Annotated in this window: 14 protein-coding genes and 1 tRNA gene; 12 read left to right on the forward strand and 3 right to left on the reverse strand. The window is 68.3% G+C overall.

Annotated features, from left to right (window positions below; genetic code table 11):
- The 5 genes from CXY82_RS09985 to CXY82_RS10005 form a co-directional block, all read left to right on the forward strand.
- On the forward strand, window positions 1-300 hold a 300-nt coding region (locus tag CXY82_RS09985; RefSeq protein WP_233199287.1), incomplete at its 5' end, for an LPXTG cell wall anchor domain-containing protein.
- 174 nt (window positions 301-474) lie between these two features.
- Window positions 475-1,104, forward strand: a complete 630-nt coding sequence (locus CXY82_RS09990; protein ID WP_146067721.1) for a hypothetical protein — start codon at window positions 475-477, stop codon at window positions 1,102-1,104.
- A 50-nt stretch (window positions 1,105-1,154) separates the two neighbouring features.
- Window positions 1,155-2,033 (forward strand): sortase, encoded by an 879-nt coding sequence (locus CXY82_RS09995; protein ID WP_104170814.1) that lies wholly within the window; start codon window positions 1,155-1,157, stop codon window positions 2,031-2,033.
- A 224-nt stretch (window positions 2,034-2,257) separates the two neighbouring features.
- A complete protein-coding gene (locus CXY82_RS10000; RefSeq protein ID WP_198412015.1) occupies window positions 2,258-3,031 on the forward strand; it encodes a phosphate ABC transporter ATP-binding protein in 774 nt (257 codons plus the stop codon).
- Window positions 3,032-3,118: 87 nt separating this feature from the next.
- Complete coding sequence (locus CXY82_RS10005) at window positions 3,119-4,639, forward strand: CYTH and CHAD domain-containing protein (protein ID WP_104170815.1); 1,521 nt, start codon at window positions 3,119-3,121, stop codon at window positions 4,637-4,639.
- A 1-nt stretch (window position 4,640) separates the two neighbouring features.
- Here CXY82_RS10005 and CXY82_RS10010 read toward each other — a convergent pair whose 3' ends face one another.
- Window positions 4,641-5,132: a MarR family winged helix-turn-helix transcriptional regulator gene (locus tag CXY82_RS10010; RefSeq protein WP_104100822.1), complete on the reverse strand. Its 492-nt coding sequence runs from the start codon at window positions 5,130-5,132 to the stop codon at window positions 4,641-4,643.
- Window positions 5,133-5,255: 123 nt separating this feature from the next.
- On the opposite strand from CXY82_RS10010, the gene CXY82_RS10015 reads away from it, so the two are divergent.
- From CXY82_RS10015 to CXY82_RS10025, 3 genes are all read left to right on the forward strand, one after another.
- Window positions 5,256-5,327, forward strand: a tRNA-Gln gene (locus CXY82_RS10015).
- Between the two features lie 62 nt (window positions 5,328-5,389).
- Window positions 5,390-6,814, forward strand: coding sequence for a bifunctional UDP-N-acetylglucosamine diphosphorylase/glucosamine-1-phosphate N-acetyltransferase GlmU (gene glmU, locus CXY82_RS10020; RefSeq protein WP_104170816.1), 1,425 nt, complete (start codon window positions 5,390-5,392; stop codon window positions 6,812-6,814).
- Window positions 6,815-7,792, forward strand: coding sequence for a ribose-phosphate diphosphokinase (locus CXY82_RS10025; RefSeq protein WP_104170817.1), 978 nt, complete (start codon window positions 6,815-6,817; stop codon window positions 7,790-7,792).
- Between the two features lie 97 nt (window positions 7,793-7,889).
- Here the strand turns inward: CXY82_RS10025 and CXY82_RS10030 are convergent, their stop codons facing one another.
- Window positions 7,890-8,258: a hypothetical protein gene (locus CXY82_RS10030; protein WP_104170818.1), complete on the reverse strand. Its 369-nt coding sequence runs from the start codon at window positions 8,256-8,258 to the stop codon at window positions 7,890-7,892.
- A gap of 225 nt (window positions 8,259-8,483) precedes the next feature.
- Between CXY82_RS10030 and CXY82_RS17045 the strand changes: the two genes are divergently transcribed.
- Window positions 8,484-9,233, forward strand: coding sequence for a hypothetical protein (locus tag CXY82_RS17045; protein ID WP_146069103.1), 750 nt, complete (start codon window positions 8,484-8,486; stop codon window positions 9,231-9,233).
- A gap of 331 nt (window positions 9,234-9,564) precedes the next feature.
- Here the strand turns inward: CXY82_RS17045 and gndA are convergent, their stop codons facing one another.
- On the reverse strand, window positions 9,565-10,968 hold the full coding sequence (gndA, locus tag CXY82_RS10045; protein WP_233199291.1) for an NADP-dependent phosphogluconate dehydrogenase: 1,404 nt from the start codon (window positions 10,966-10,968) through the stop codon (window positions 9,565-9,567).
- Between the two features lie 392 nt (window positions 10,969-11,360).
- On the opposite strand from gndA, the gene CXY82_RS10050 reads away from it, so the two are divergent.
- Genes CXY82_RS10050 through mfd form a run of 3 tightly spaced genes read left to right on the forward strand, consistent with a single transcriptional unit; the run spans window position 11,361 to window position 16,271 of the window.
- Complete coding sequence (locus CXY82_RS10050) at window positions 11,361-11,972, forward strand: 50S ribosomal protein L25/general stress protein Ctc (protein ID WP_104170822.1); 612 nt, start codon at window positions 11,361-11,363, stop codon at window positions 11,970-11,972.
- Between the two features lie 38 nt (window positions 11,973-12,010).
- Window positions 12,011-12,592, forward strand: coding sequence for an aminoacyl-tRNA hydrolase (pth, locus tag CXY82_RS10055; protein WP_104100829.1), 582 nt, complete (start codon window positions 12,011-12,013; stop codon window positions 12,590-12,592).
- Window positions 12,593-12,644: 52 nt separating this feature from the next.
- On the forward strand, window positions 12,645-16,271 hold the full coding sequence (mfd, locus tag CXY82_RS10060) for a transcription-repair coupling factor (protein WP_104170823.1): 3,627 nt from the start codon (window positions 12,645-12,647) through the stop codon (window positions 16,269-16,271).
- Window positions 16,272-16,557: the final 286 nt, after the last annotated feature.

Below are 16,557 nucleotides of genomic sequence, written 5' to 3' on the forward strand. Positions count from 1 at the left end.
CCGACGCCGACGCCGACGCCGACTGTGACGCCGACGCCGACTGTGACGCCGACGCCGACGCCGACGCCGACCGCGACGCCGACTCCGGTTCCTGCTGTGACGCCGGGCCTCAACTCCGGCTCGTCGGGCAACCCGGCGTCTGGCTCGTCAGAGCGCGTTGCCGCAGCGACGAAAGCCGACAAGGAGCTCGCGTCGACCGGAACAGCCAACACCCTTCCGCTGCTGGCTTCGGGCATGCTCGCCCTCGCGGCCGGGGCCGGCGTGATTATCGCGCGTCGCTTCCGCCGCGCTGACAAGTAGACAGCACACCGTACGTCCGAAGGCCACGGGACAAGTTGTCCCGTGGCCTTCGGGCGTTCGTCGGCGTCTATGCGTCTGTTGAGTCGATGCATTGGCGCTCGCGCGCGAGATCGCGTTTCCCCGTCGTTTGCTTTGCGTCCAGCATGCCGAAACCTCGAATGGACTAACTTAATCGTGCTCACAACCACTGCCGCGCCCCGCCTGACGGCCGTGACCCTCATCGCAATGTCCTTGATTTGCGGGCTTGCCGGGCTCACCGCGACTCCCGCGAGCGCCGAGGCTGCCACGAATGGGCCCAGCGGTATGAGCGGGGACCCGACGAACATCCACGATTTCTTCTATGTCAGCGGGCTCACCGTGCTACCCGCTCCGCAGATCGGGCCGGAGGGTGGGGACCTGACCCTGGAGTTCACGATGAAGAACGTCAGCACCGCCCCGATCACCTCGAGCCTTCGGTTCTGGCTCGACAATGCGATCAACCTGCCCGTCCAGACGCTCGACACGGTCGAGGTAGCCAACCTCGCACCGGGGGAGACACGCACCATGAGGGCAACCTTCGAAGATGTCGGCCAGTGGACCTTCTTCCGAGGCCACGTGACGATGACTCCGCCCGTGGACATCGCCGGCACGGCCCTCTGGTCGCTGACCCGCGACTCGTTCACGCTCATCCTGCCGTGGTTCCTCACGGCGATGCTCGTGCTCCTGGCAGCGCTCGTCCTGGCGGTGCGCCAGTTGCTTCGGCTCCGCCGGTTACAACGCCCACTGCCCGACCTCGCACCCGGCTACGGGCCGGTCACATCGTGACGATCGCCACAACGCTCCGGCGACCGAAGCTGCCAACGCCGCCGCGGCGCATGCCCGTGCCCCCGCGCGCACCCGTGGTGCTGAGCGCGCGCGATCAGGCCATCCGCACCACGCTCACGATCGTTGCCGTGCTCATCTTCGGCTTTCTCGCCAACCTCACGATTTTCGGCCAAGTGCAGCACTTCGTCTCGCAGCAGCAGCTGACGAACTCGCTGCGAGCAGAGCTCGCTCAGGGCACGGCCCCGGTCAGCGAGGGCACCGTGGACCAGGTTCTGCTCGAGGCCGGAGCCCCAGTGGCGCTGATCGACATTCCCTCGATCGGGGTGCACGAGGTGGTCGTCGAAGGAACCGACTCCGGTACCCTGCGTGCCGGACCGGGCCACCGCCGCGATACCGTGTTGCCGGGCCAGGCCGGCTACAGCGTCATCATGGGCCGCGCCGCTGCCTACGGCGGCCCTTTCGCCCGACTGCAGGAGTTACGACCGGGGCAGCAGTTCACCGTCATCACCGGGCAGGGCCGTCAGGAATTCTCCGTTCTCGGCGTGCGGTACGCGGGCGACCCCATGCCCGCTCCCCTCGGCGCGGGGAAAAGCCGCCTCGTCCTCGAGACGGCTCGCGGCCCCGCGTTTGTGCCGAGCGGGATCGCCCGGGTGGATGCTGAGCTCGTTTCGGAAACGAAACCGGCGGGCGTCCGAGCGACCACATTCGTGACCCTGCCTGCCGTCGACCGGGAGCTCGCCACTGACACCAGAACGGTGTGGGCGCTTGTGTTCGCCTTGCAGTTCCTGCTGCTGGTCGAAGTTGCCGCCGTATGGGCCTATCGACGCGTCGGCCTCCGCAAAACCTGGACGGTTTTCCTCCCCGTCGTCACCGTGGGCGGTCTGTTCGTGGCCGACCAGGTGGTGCGCCTGCTTCCGAACCTTCTGTAGAAACGATGGAGTCCATGAACGACGAAATGATCAACGCTGACGCGACGCAGGTGCTGCCGCTACCGAAGGCGCCACGGCAGCGAGACAGCAGGCTGCGCCCGCCGGCTCGATCCGCCGCGCCGACCCTGACGAGTCGCCTGTCCGTGCCGTGGCGCAAACGCCCGGCCGGCCAGGACCTGTCCCCGGAAGCCCCGGGCCACGCGGCTGTGGGGGACCTTGCCCCACTGGCCACCCTCGAAGGCCGCAACGTTTCCGCCTGGTTCGGCGAGCGTCAGGTTCTCGACCGGGTCAACCTCGTGATGCCCGCGGGCGTCATCACCTCGCTGATCGGGCCGTCGGGCTGCGGCAAGTCGACGTTCCTGCGCATCCTGAACCGGATGCACGAGCTCGTTCCCTCCGCGAGCCTGGCCGGAGAGGTGCTCCTCGACGGCGTAGACATCTATGACCCGGAACGCAAGCTCGTCGACGCCCGCAAACACATCGGGATGGTCTTCCAGAAGCCCAACCCTTTCCCGGCGATGTCGATCTACGACAACGTCATCGCAGGCCTCACCCTCACCGGCCAGCGTGCCTCGAACGACGAGAAGGACTACCTCGTGGAGAGCTGCCTGACCAAGGCCGGCCTGTGGAAGGAAGTGCGGGACCGTCTTCGGGCGCCGGGCGGCGGGCTGTCCGGCGGCCAGCAGCAACGCCTGTGTATCGCCCGATCCCTGGCGGTGACTCCGCGCATCCTGCTCATGGACGAACCGTGCTCGGCCCTCGACCCCACGTCGACGCGGGTGATCGAGGAGACCATGCTCGAACTCGCCCGGGAGGTGACCATCGTGATCGTGACCCACAACATGCAGCAGGCGCAGCGCGTCTCGCAGAACTGCGCCTTCTTCCTCGCCGCTCAGGGCACGCCCGGCGGGATCGTGGAACACGGACCCACCGACGCCATGTTCGGCAACCCGATCGACCCGCGCACCGCGGACTACGTCAACGGCCGGTTCGGGTAACGATCGGCGGCCTGGGATCTGAGAACCGGCCGGAAACTGGGGGTCCGCTTTTCCCCTCCGGGCCGCCTGGCCGAATTACACTGAAGCATGACTTCCGCTGGCTATGCCGAGATCGAACGCACTTTCGACGTCAACCCGGCGACGACGCTGCCGCCCCTGCACGACCTGCCGGGCGTCACCCACGTGGAGCCGCCCGTCGAGCACCACCTCGATGCCCTCTACTACGACAGCATCGACATGGTCCTCGCCAGCCGGCGGCTGACCCTGCGCCGCCGCACCGGGGGAGACGACGCCGGCTGGCACCTCAAGCTCCCGGTCGCCGTTGACGAGCGTCGCGAGATTCGGGAGCCGCTGGGCGAGCACCCGGAGCACATCCCGGAGGCCATCCTCAACCTCGTGCGCGCGGTGCTCCGCGGCCGCACACTGGTGCCCGTGGTGCGGCTCCGCACCCGACGCACGGTGCACGAACTCGTCGGCGAGGACGACCAGGTGCTCGCCGAGGTGTGCGACGACGAGGTGCAGGCCGACCGGCTCGCGCCGGAGCCGCTCAGCCAGACCTGGCGGGAATGGGAGGTCGAGCTCGTGCACGGCTCCCGCGACCTGCTCGACGCCGCCCAGGCGCGGCTCGCGTCGGTCGGCGTGGAGCCATCCGGGACCCCGTCCAAACTTGCCCGCGCCCTCGGCGACGCTCTGCCGCCCTTCGTCACGGTCCCAGTACCTCGGCCGACCCGCAAGAGCTCCGCCGGCACCGTGCTGCTGAAGTACGTGCACGAACAGGTGCGGGCGATCGGCACCCAGGATGCCCGGGTCCGAGAGAACGACGCGGACGGCGTGCACCGGATGCGCGTGGCCACCCGCCGCCTGCGCTCGGCCCTGTCCACTTACCGGGACTGTCTGGACACCGCGGTCACCGGGCCCCTCCGCAACGAGCTGCGCTGGCTGGCCGCCTCGCTCGGCGCCCCCCGGGACGCGGAGGTTATCCGGCAGCGCCTCGCCCACAGGCTCGGGCAGGGACCGGCCGGACTCGTCGTGGGTCCGCTGACGGAGCGCATCGACGAACACTTCGCCGCGGTCATCCGGGGCGCCTGCAGCCAGACCCTCGCCGCCCTCGACTCCGAGCGGTACTTCCGGCTGCTCGACACACTCGACGCCGTGCTGGCCACCCCGCCGCTGCTCCCTCCGGCGGACAAGCCCGCGAGCATCGTCATCCCCGAACTGATCCGCGCGGACTGGAAGCGGCTGCGCGCATCCGTTTTCCTTGCGCAAGGCACCCCGTCGGGCGCTGTGCGCGACGAGGCGCTGCACGAGGCGCGCAAACGGGCCAAGCAGCTGCGCTACGCGGCCGAGACGGCCACGCCGCTGCGGCGCAGCCGAGCGGTGCGGCTCGTGGCCGCGGCCCGGCAGGTGCAGGACACCCTCGGCGACCATCAGGACAGCGTCGTCGCCCGGGAGGAGCTGCTCCGGCTCGGCATGGCCGCGTACCTGCAGGGTGAGAACGCCTTCAGCTACGGTCGGCTGCACGCCGTGGAACAGAACGGGGCCGCCGCCGTGGAGGCGCGTTTCTTCCGCACCTGGCGGGACTTTCCCAAGGCCTCGATCGCGAAATAACTCAGTCGAAGCCGAGGCTGAGCTTGCGCAGCAGGGTCGCGAGACCGGCCTGCTCGCTCGGCGACAGCATGGCGAGCAATTCGGCCTCGGCGTCGACCAGCCGGGTGATGGCGGCATCCACCCGGGTGAGCCCGGCCGGGTTCATCCCCACGAAAATGCCGCGTCCGTCATTGGGGTCCGTGCGCCGGGTGACCAGCCCGCGCTCGACGAGCCGGTCGATCCGGTTGGTCATCGTGCCGCTGGAGACCAGCGTCTGCTGCAGCAAGGCCTTCGGGCTCAGCTCGTAGGGTGCCCCCGCGCGGCGCAGCGCCGAGAGCACGTCGAACTCCCAGGAGTCCAACTCTGAGCGGGAGAACGCGGTGCGGCGGGCGCGGTCCAGGTGCTTGGACAGACGGGCCACGCGCGACAGCACCTGAAGCGGTGCGAAGTCGAGGTCGGGCCGTTCGCGCAGCCAGGCGTCAACGATCCGGTCGACTTCGTCATGTGCGGGCATCCGTCTATTATCCCGCTCGGGCACGCCAACCGGCGCAGGAGCGCGTCCCAGGAGCGCCGGGGCGCGCTATCGGCGCGATATCTGGCAGACTTGTCACCGTTGGTCGGCCCTCGGTCGACGAATTCCGCCGTGGTGTAATGGCAGCACGACAGCCTTTGGAGCTGTTAGGTCTAGGTTCGAGTCCTGGCGGCGGAGCACTGCATGGCGTCACCATCCGGTCTTCCCCGGGCGGCTCCACCGAAGCTAGAGGAAACCCCGTGACTGATTCCCGACTCGCAATCGTCGTGCTGGCCGCCGGCCAGGGCACCCGCATGAAATCAAACACTCCGAAACTGCTGCACGAGCTGGCCGGTCTGCCCATTCTCAGCCATGTGCTGGCGACATCCCGCGCCCTCGAAGCGGCACACGTCGTCACCGTGGTGCGCCACGAGCGCGACCAGCTGGCCGCCCTCGTCGGCAAGGACCTGCCCGAGAGCCTGATCGTCGACCAGGACGAGCTGCCCGGCACCGGACGGGCCGTGGAGCAGGCCATCACCGCTCTCCCCGATGACTTCGAGGGCGACGTGCTCGTGGTCAGCGGCGACGTGCCGCTGCTCAACGCGGCCACGCTGGCCAGTTTCGTCGCTGCGCACCGCGACCGGGACGTCTCGGCCACCGTGCTCTCCTCCTTTCCGGAAGACGCCACCGGCTATGGCCGCATCGTGCGCTCCGAAGAGGGCGCCTTCGACCGCATTGTCGAGCAGAAGGATGCGACGGCCGAGGAACGTGCCATCTCCGAGACGAACGCCGGGGTCTACGTCTTCCGCGTAGCCGAGTTGCGCGAGCAGCTGGCCAACGTCACCACCGAGAACGCGCAGGGAGAGAAGTACCTCACCGACGTGGTCGGGCTACTGCGACAGGCCGGGGCCGAAGTGCGGGCCGTGCCGGTCGCCGACGCCTGGCTGGTGGCCGGCATCAACGACCGGTCCCAGCTCAGCGAGACCGCGCGCCAGCTGAACGGCCTCATCGTCTACGGCTGGCAGCTGGCCGGCGTGACCGTGCAGGATCCTGCCACCACCTGGATCGACCTCAAGGCGAAGCTGGCTTCGGATGTCATCATCCGGCCGGGCACGCAGATCCTCGGTTCGACCGTGATCGAGACCGGTGCCGTGATCGGCCCGGACACCACCCTTCTCGATTGTGAAATCGGCGAGAACGCGGTGGTGAAGCGCACGGATGCGACGCTCGCGGTCATCGGCGCCGGCGCATCCGTCGGTCCGTTCGCCTATCTGCGCCCGGGCACGAATCTGGGCGCTGACGGCAAGATCGGTACCTTTGTCGAGACCAAGAACGCGACCATCGGCGTGGGTAGCAAAGTGCCGCACCTCAGCTACGTCGGCGACGCGACCGTGGGAGTGGGATCGAACATCGGGGCCGGCACGATCTTCGCTAACTACGACGGTGTGACCAAGAACCACAGTGAGATCGGGTCCCACGTGCGCACCGGGTCGCACAACGTGTTCGTCGCGCCGATTAGGATTGGGGACGGGGCGTACACGGGTGCCGGAACAATCGTCCGTGAGGACGTGCCGGCCGGGGCCTTGGGCCTCACCGTGGCCCCACAACGCAATATGGACGGCTGGGTACAGACCAACCGCCCAGGAACCGATGCGGCGGCGGCTGCGGCAAAGAGTGGAGACTAGGTGTCTGGAATCAAGACCAGCGGCGAAAAGCGACTTGTATTGGTTTCGGGGCGAGCACACCCGCAACTGGCACTGGACATCGCCACGGAACTTGGTACGGAACTCGTTCACACCGACGCACGCACCTTCGCGAACGGCGAGATCTACGCGCGATTCGATGAGAGCGTGCGCGGCTCGGACACCTTCGTGATCCAGTCGCACACCGACCCGATCAACGAGTGGCTGATGGAACAGCTGATCATGGTCGACGCGCTCAAGCGGGCCTCCGCAAAGCGCATCACGGTCGTGGCGCCGTTCTACCCTTACGCCCGCCAGGACAAGAAGGGCCGCGGCCGCGAGCCGATCTCGGCCCGGCTGATCGCCGACCTGTTCAAGGTCGCCGGAGCCGACCGGATCATGGCCGTCGACCTGCACGCCGCCCAGATCCAGGGCTTCTTCGACGGCCCCGTCGACCACCTCTTCGCCATGCCCGTGCTGCTCGAGCACTTCAAGGAGAAGCTCGACCCGGCCACCCTGACGGTCGTCTCGCCCGACATGGGCCGCGTGCGCGTCGCCGACATCTGGAGCGACAAGCTCGGCGCCCCGCTGGCCATCATCCATAAGCGTCGCGACCCGAAGGTCTCCAACCGGGTCTCCGTGCACGAGATCGTCGGCCAGGTCGAGGGTCGCGTCTGCCTGATCGTCGACGACATGATCGACACCGGCCGCACAATCGTTCTCGCCGCCGAGGCCCTGCGCGCCGCCGGCGCGATCGGCGTCGTCGTCGCCGCCACCCACGCCGTGTTCAGCCACCCGGCGCTGGAGCTGCTGCAGAATCCCGCGATCTCCGAGGTCGTCGTCACCGACACCCTGCCGATCCCCGAGGAGAAGCGCTTCCCCACACTCACCGTACTGCCGATCGCGCCGCTTCTGGCGCGGGCCATCCACGAGGTCTTCGACGAGGGTTCCGTCACCTCGATGTTCGACGGCGCCGCATAGCCGCGGGCCCTTCGCACAGCGAACCCCGGCCGGTCGTCGACGGATGTCGGTGACCGGCCATCAGCCTGTCGGGGCTCAGTCCTGATCGGGACCGGGTCTACACCGGCATCTCGGTGCTGGGCGCCCGGGGCGCCGAGGGAATGATGCCGAGCGGCACGACATACGTCTCGCGCTCGTTCAGATCGATCGCGTAGCACTGCCAGCCGAAGCCGCCCGGACCGTTCAGCTCGAAGCGGGCGTCGAAGTCGACGGCGCCCGGATAGTACCGAGCCGTGGCCACGCTGCACGCATTGGCGGCCGTGGTCGTCGCCACCTGCACGCTCGTCAGGATGCCGGGCACGATCAGCGCCACGAGCCCGAGCACGACGGCGATGCGCATGATCAGGAGGGTGCGCGGACTGCGCAGGGGCCGGCCGGCATCCAGCGGCTCGTAACCGGAGAGTTCGGGGTGGTCGTCGCTCGTCATCAGGCTCCCAGTATCGCAAACAAGGCTGCTTCGTGCTGAACCTCCCCAACAGTTGCCCCAGCGGACGACTGTTGCCGGTGTGCGGGCAACAGTCGTCCGCTGCGGCAACGTTTGTTCCGCCGGGAGCGACGCGGCCACCCCTCCCCAGGCTCCCCGGGCCGCGCGGGCCCCACGGAACACGGGGGGAGCGGCACCGTACCCGCTTCACACCGCGAACCTCGGCAGATGGCTGACGCGCGAATCGACGAGCACACCGGGCTGTACCTCTCGGGCGGGGCCGCCGCCACGGAGTCAGGCGACCGGCAGTTTCGGCGCGAGGCGCAGTTCGGGAGGAGTGCGCTACGGCTACGCCGCGGTGTCTTCACCACGACGGAACACTGGGGGCCGCTCCCACCGCGACAGAGGCACCTCGCCGAGATCCGCGCGGTCGTCGCCACGCGAACGCGCGACCCTCTGATCAGCCATCAATCGGCGGCGGCCGTGTGGGGGATTCCCCTGGCCGAGGCCTGGCCGAGCACGGTGCACGTGCTCGCACCTCCGCAGTCCCGGGCGCGGAGCAAGAATGGCGTGACGGTCCACCGCATCGACGTTCCCGACGGTGACATCGTCGACATCGACGGGATGCTCGTGACCAGTCCCGCGCGCACCCTGCTCGACCTGGCGCGCACCAGGAGTTTCGCCACAGCCGTCGTCGCGATCGATCATGCCCTCAATCAGCGAAGTGCATCCCCGGAGGTCTTCCTGACGGACGAGGTGCTGCGCGAGAAACTCCAGGAGTCGGTGTCGCCCCGGGGGTGGGTGAAGGCGGAACGGGCCATCCGCTTCGGACGGCCCAATGCGGACAACCGGGTGAATCGCTCAGTCGCGTGGCGATCTTCGAGCTGGGCTTCCCCGATCCCCTGCTGCAGACGTGCCATCGCAACCCTCGCGGCGGCTTCTACTTCACCGACTTCGAGTGGCCGGCCTATCGTCTGATCGGGGAGTTCGACGGGCAGGGCAAATACCTGAAGGCGGAGTATCTCCGGGGACTCACGCCCGGGGAAGCGGTCACCCGGGAGAAGGTGCGCGAGGATGACCTCCGCTCGGAGGGCAATCGCATGGCCCGCTGGGGTCCCTCCGATGTGCGCCAGCGCGGGTCGCTCTTGCGCATCCTCACAACCGCAGGGCTCCCGGTCCTCCGATAATCTGCCGGCTGACACACAGGTGTTGCCAGCGCATAAAACTGTTGCCGGAGCGGACAACTGTTGCCGGTGTGCGGGCAACACTCGTCCGCTCCGGCAACAGTTGCGCCACCGGAGGAGCGGCTCTAGAGCGAGGAGCCCTCGGTATTGATCTCGCTGCGGTCCCCCGACCACAGGGTGTGGAAGGTTCCGGGCATGTCGACGCGCTTATAGGTGTGTGCGCCGAAGAAGTCGCGCTGGCCCTGCACGAGTGCGGCGGGGAGCCGTTCACTCGCGAGCGAGTCGAAGTAGCTGAGCGCCGACGCGAAGCCGGGAACCGGGATGCCCGACAGTGCCGCCGTCGAGACCACGCGGCGCCACGCCGACTCGCCGTCGGCGACGGCCTGAGCGAAGTACGGGTCGGCGAGCAGGGAGGCGATCGACGGGTCGTTGGCGTAGGCGTCGACGATGCGGTTCAAGAACTGGGCCCGGATGATGCAGCCGCCGCGCCAGATCGTGGCGATGGCGCCCTTGTCCACGGTCCAGCCGTACTTCTTCGCACCGGCGATGATCGCGTCAAAGCCCTGGGCATAGGCAACGACTTTCGACGCGTAGAGCGCCTGGCGCACGTCGTCTTGGAAGGTGTGGCCGACGACGGCGATTTCCGGGCGCGCGGTGATGGCGGCGCGCACGGGGACGCGCTGCTCCGGGTGGCTGGACACGGCGCGGGCGAAGACGGCCTCGGCGATGCCGCCGACGGGCACGCCCAGGTCGAGCGCGTTCTGCACGGTCCACACGCCGGTGCCCTTCGAGCCGGCCTCGTCGAGCACGACATCGATGAATGGCAGGCCGGTCTTGGCGTCGACCTGGCGCAGCACCTCGGCGGTGATCTCGATCAGGTAGCTCTCGAGGTCACCCTCGTTCCACTCGGTGAACACGTCGGCGATGGCGGCGGGGGAGTGCCCGGTCACCTTGCGGAGCAGGTCGTAGGCCTCCGCGATGAGCTGCATGTCGGCGTATTCGATGCCGTTGTGGATCATCTTGACGAAGTGACCGGCGCCATCCGTGCCGATGTGAGTGACGCAGGGGACGCCGTCGACGACGGCTGCGATCGATTCGAGGATCGGGCCGAGGGTCTTGTAGGCCTCCACCGAGCCGCCGGGCATGATGCTGGGGCCCTTGAGGGCACCCTCTTCGCCGCCGGAGATGCCGGCGCCGACGAAGTTCACGCCCGTGGCGCGCACCTCTTTCTCGCGGCGGATGGTGTCCTGGAAGTCGGCGTTGCCACCGTCCACGATGATGTCGCCGGGCTCGAACAGGGTGGTCAGTCGGCTGATCACGGCATCCGTGCCCGCACCGGCCTGCACCATGATGATCGCGGTACGCGGCTTCTGCAGCGACGCCACGAACTCCTCGATGGTCTCTGAGGCGACGAAGCCGGCCTCGGGGTGCTCGGTCGTGAGCAGGCGGGTGCGCTCCGGGGAGCGGTTGTACACCGCCACGGTGTTGCCCGCACGGCTGGCCAGGTTGCGGGCGAGGTTCGAGCCCATCACCGCCAGTCCCACTACGCCAATGTTTGCCTGTGCTGCGCCGGTTTCGGCCACGTTTGCTCCTTCAGCTATCTCTTCTCAGAACTCCTTCAAGGCTAGTCGCTCGGCCCATGGCCGTGACGTGGAGTGACGCGGGCGGCGCCGGTGACGGATGCCGCTGCGCGCGTTCGCCGCGCGCCGTCGCCTCCGCTAGACTGAGGAGTTGAACTTCGGCGAGGGCTGCCGCCCGCCGGGAAACCGAGGGTGCGGCATCCGTTATCGACGCGGCGGAATGCTTCACGGCCTTTCCTCACGCTGACACGCGTTCGAGTTGAAAATGAACCAGTACCCACCTTTGCGGGCATCGTCCGCAAATCAGATCTGGGCCGTAGCGGTCCGCAAGGAGAAACACCATGGCTGACGCCACCAACAAGATTGTCGCCGACCTGCGCGTGAAGTTCGGCAAGGGTGCGGCCCGCAAGCTGCGCGTGCTGGGCAAGATCCCCGCCGTCATGTACGGCCACGGCACCACCCCGGTTCACGTCGCGCTCCCCGCGCACCAGATCGGCCTGCTGCTGCGCCGCGCGAACGCCGTCCTCGAGCTGGACATCGATGGCAAGAGCCATCTGACCCTGGTCAAGGACGTCCAGAAGGACCCGTTCCTCCAGATCATCGAGCACCTCGACCTGATCGTCATCCGCAAGGGTGAGAAGGTTCAGGTCGAGGTTTCCGTGCACCTGAACGGCGAGTCGGCCCCCGGCACCATCGCCGACCTGGACACCAAGACCCTCCTGCTCGAGGTCGAGGCCACCAGCATCCCGCAGAACCTCCCGGTCTCCGTCGAGGGCCTCGAAGACGGCGACCAGATCCGCGCGAAGGACGTCGTGCTCCCCACGGGCGCCACGCTCATCTCCGACGAAGACGCCGTCGTCGTGTTCGTGCACCTGCCGGCCGAGGAAGAAGAGGAAGAGGAAGAACAGGCCGAGGCCGCCGAGGGCGACGCCGAGGCCGCTCCCGCCGAGTAGTCATCCCCTTCTGGTTTCGTCGTAAGCGGAGGATTCCCCTGGACGACAATCTTTGGCTCGTAGTCGGGCTCGGTAACCCCGGGCCCGACTACGCCGGTAACCGACACAATGTCGGCCACATGGTGGCTGCCGTGCTCGCCGACCGCCTGTCGGCGGCTTTCAGGAACCACAAAACGAATTCGTCGGTCGCCGAGGGGCGCAGTTTCCCCGGGGGGCCGAAGCTGGTGCTGGCCAAGCCGAACACGTTCATGAACGTGTCCGGAGGGCCGGTGGCCGCGCTGCTTCGCTTCTACTCGCTGGAGCCCGCGCACCTGATCGTCATCCACGACGACCTTGACCTTCCGTTCGACACGATGAAGATCAAGGTCGGCGGCGGCCACGGCGGCCACAACGGCCTGCGCGACATCATCGCCGCAGCGGGTACGAACGAGTTCATCCGCATCCGCGTCGGCATTGGGCGCCCGCCTGGCCGGCAGCCGGCCGCGGACTTCGTGCTGCACGACTTCACGTCCCCGGAACGTTCGGCTCTGCCCAACCTGTTGACGGATGCCGCCGACGCGATCGAACTCATCGCAGCCGAGGGCGTCGCCGCCGCGCAGCAGAAGTTCCACGCCCCCTGATTCCCCCTGATCGCCCGGGTTGGCTGTCAGCTGGGTTGCGTAGAATGCTCCGGTGACTCTCCCGGGCTTAATTGCCACACTTTCGCGCGCCTCCACATTCGACAATGCCCTCGCCTTTGCGAACCGGAACGTCGATTTCTCTCTCACCGAGGGGCTTCGTGCCCCGCTGCTCGCCGCCCTGCTCGAGCAGCGCACCCGGCTGGGCAAGGCCCCGGCCCTGCTGCTGATCACCGCCACCGGGCGGGAGTCGGAATCGCTGCACGAGAACCTTGCCTGCTTCGCCACCGACGCCGAGATCATCGACTTCCCGGCTTGGGAGACGTTGCCGCATGAGCGGCTCAGCCCCAGCGCCGAAATCGTCGGCAAGCGCCTCTTCGCCCTGCGACGGATGCGCGAGTGGGAGGAGAGCGCCCCGCCCGCCCGACGCCCCCTGATCGTCATCGCCTCCGTGCGCGCCGCGCTGCAGCCTGTGGCCGACAACCTCACCGACTACGAGCCGATCGACCTGGTCGCCGGCCAACGTGGTCACGACCTCTCCGCCATCGCGCGTCAGCTCGTCAACGTTGCCTATGCCCGGGTGGACATGGTCACGCGGCGCGGCGAGTTCGCGGTGCGCGGCGGCATCCTCGACGTCTTCCCGTCGATCGCCCCGCACCCTTACCGGGTGGAGTTCTTCGGGGACGAGGTCGAGCAGATCCGCGCGTTCTCGGTCGCGGACCAGCGCTCCTTTCCTGCCCCGGTCGACTCGGTGAGCCTGCCGCCAAGCCGCGAGCTGCTGCTCAGTCCCGCCGTTCGGCAACGGGCCCGCGAGATGCAGCACGAGTTCCCGAGCCTGTCCGGCCTGCTCGCGAAGATCGCCGAGGGCATCCCGGTCGAGGGCATGGAGAGCCTCGCACCTGCTCTCGTCGACCGGCTCGTGCCGATCACCCACTATCTGCCCGCGGAGGCGGCCGTCGCCGTCATCTCGCCCGAGCGCGTCGCATCCCGGGCGATCAGCCTGGCCGAGACCAACCGGGAGTTCCTGGGCGCGGCGTGGAGCGCCGCGACCGCGGGCGCCGAGGCGCCGATCGACCTGGAGTCGGGCGACTTCCTCACCCTCGGGCGGCTGCGGGAGGCCGTGCAGTTCAGTGCGCCCGGCGCCCCGGCGTCCGCGCACGTGTGGTGGACCCTGAGCTCCTTCCAGGCGGCGCCGACGGATGCCCCGGTGCTGCCCGAGCACCGGGAACTCGACGACCTGCTCACGGTGCGGGTCGAGGGCGACGCCGTGCCGAGCTTCCAGGGCAGCGTCGAGGGCGCCGTCGGTCACCTGGCCGAGCGGCTGAAGGCCGGCTGGACCGTCGGCATCGTCGCCCAGGGTGCCGGGCTGGTCGAACGCGCCGCCGACGTTCTGGCCGAGCGGGAGCTGCCCGCCCGGATCGTCACGGAATGGCCGAGCCGACCCGAGGCCGGTATCGCCTACCTGCTGAAAGCATCCGTCGACCACGGTTTCGAACTTCCGGAGACGAAATTCTCACTGGTCAGCGAGTCCGAATTCTACGGCCGTACCGTGGGCTACGACGCGCGCCAGGTGAAGAAGCTGGCCAGCCGGCGCAAGAACGTCGTCGACCCGCTGCAGCTGAAGGCCGGCGACCACGTCGTGCACCAGACCCACGGCATCGGCCGGTTCATCGAGCTCACCCAGCGTGAGGTCTCCAGCGGCGGGCGCAACCCGGTCAAGACCAAGCGTGAATACCTCGTGCTCGAATACGCGCCGTCGAAGCGCGGGCACCCGGGCGACAAGCTCTACGTGCCCACCGACCAGCTCGACCTGGTCAGCCGCTACGTCGGCGGGGAGGCGCCGACGCTCAGCAAAATGGGCGGCAGCGACTGGTCGGCCGCGAAGACCAAGGCGCGTCGTGCCGTGCGGGACATCGCCGTCGAACTCGTCAAGCTCTACTCCGCACGGATGGCCAGCAAGGGCCACGCGTTCGGGCCGGACACCCCCTGGCAGCGCGAGTTGGAGGAGGCGTTCCCGTTCGCGGAGACGCCCGACCAGCTCACCACCATCGACGAGGTCAAGGCCGACATGGAACGGCCCATCCCGATGGACCGGCTGCTCTCCGGCGACGTCGGGTTCGGCAAGACCGAGGTGGCCGTGCGCGCGGCCTTCAAGGCGATCCAGGACGGCAAGCAGGTCGTCATGCTCGTGCCGACGACCCTGCTCGTGCGCCAGCACATGGAGACGTTCCAGGAGCGCTTCGCCGGATTCCCGGTGCACCTGCGCGCGCTCAGTCGATTCCAGACCGAGAAGGAATCCCGCGAAACCATGGCGGGCATGCTCGACGGCACCGTCGACCTCGTGATCGGCACCCACCGGCTGCTGTCGGACTCCATCGTGTTCAAGGACCTGGGCCTCGTGATCATCGACGAAGAGCAGCGCTTCGGCGTGGAGCACAAGGATGCGCTGAAGAAGCTCAAGACCAACGTGGATATCCTCGCGATGAGCGCCACGCCCATCCCGCGCACGCTGGAGATGGCGGTCACCGGCATCCGGGAGATGTCCACCCTGGCCACCCCGCCGGAGGACCGGCACCCGATCCTCACCTTCGTCGGACCGTACTCCGACCGCCAGGTGGCCGCGGCCATCCGGCGGGAGCTGCTGCGGGAGGGCCAGATCTTCGTCGTGCACAACCGGGTGTCCAGCATCAACCGGGTGGCCGCGAAGCTGGCCGAGCTCGTGCCGGAGGCGCGGATCGCCGTGGCGCACGGCCAGTTGCCGGAGGCACAGCTGGAACAGGTCGTCGTGGACTTCTGGGAGCGCAAATTCGATGTGCTGGTCTCGACGACGATCATCGAGACCGGCCTGGACATCGCCAACGCGAACACAATCATCATCGACCGCGCCGACAAGTTCGGGCTCAGCCAGTTGCATCAGCTGCGGGGGAGGGTCGGCCGCGGCCGGGAACGCGCCTACGCCTATTTCCTCTACGACGAGAACAAACCGTTGACTGAGATCGCCCACGACCGGCTGTCGACCATCGCCGCGAACAACGAACTGGGCGCCGGCATGCAGGTGGCGTTGAAGGACCTCGAAATCCGCGGCGCGGGCAACCTGCTCGGCGGCGAGCAGGCCGGGCACATCGCCGGGGTCGGCTTCGACCTTTACCTGCGCATGATCGGCGAGGCCGTGAGCACCTTCCGCGGCGACGTCGCGGAGGGCCAGACGGAGCTGCGGCTCGAACTGCCCGTCGACGCCCACATCCCCGAAGACTACGTCGACAGCGAGCGGTTGCGCCTCGAGGCCTACCAGAAGCTGTCCGCCGCAAGCTCGCCGACGGCCGCGAAGGACCAGATCGACCTGGTCCTCGACGAACTCACCGATCGCTACGGCGAGCCGCCCCAGCCGGTGCAGAACCTCATCCTGGTCTCCCGGCTGCGCTGGCTGGCCCAGCAGGCCAGTCTCGGCGAGGTCGTCGCGATGGGTTCGAACCTGCGCGTGTCGCCGGCGAACCTCGCCGACTCGATGCAGGTGCGCCTGCAGCGCATGTACCCCGGGTCGCGCTACTTCACCCAGAACGGTGCGCTGACCGTGCCCATGCCGCGCATCAACGGGGAACCGCTCGGGGATGCGGCGCTGATCGCCTGGGCCGGCAACCTGCTCGACGCTCTCTTCCCGCGTCCCGTCGTCGCGGTCGCGTAGCCCGCCGCGGCCGGGTTGTCCGCGGTCGCGTGGCCCGTCGCGATCGCTTGACGAGTGGCCGTGGGTCCGAACCGTCTTTCAGCGGTTCCGTCCCGAACGAATTCGACGGAGATTCTGTCCAAATCGAACGTAAACACACCTAGAGAGCGCTCTTTCGAGAAAATCTCCGTCGAATTGGTACGACGCCGGATACTCCACTCAGGTCTCCGGTGCGGTGCGCCGCTGCCGCCGCAGCACCACCGGCTCGACGAATCACGCGGCCACCGGGCCAACCGCCGCGAGCAGC

Origin of the sequence: Cryobacterium sp. M23, from assembly GCF_002929655.1 — a bacterium.
Taxonomy (GTDB): Bacteria; Actinomycetota; Actinomycetes; order Actinomycetales; family Microbacteriaceae; genus Cryobacterium; species Cryobacterium sandaracinum.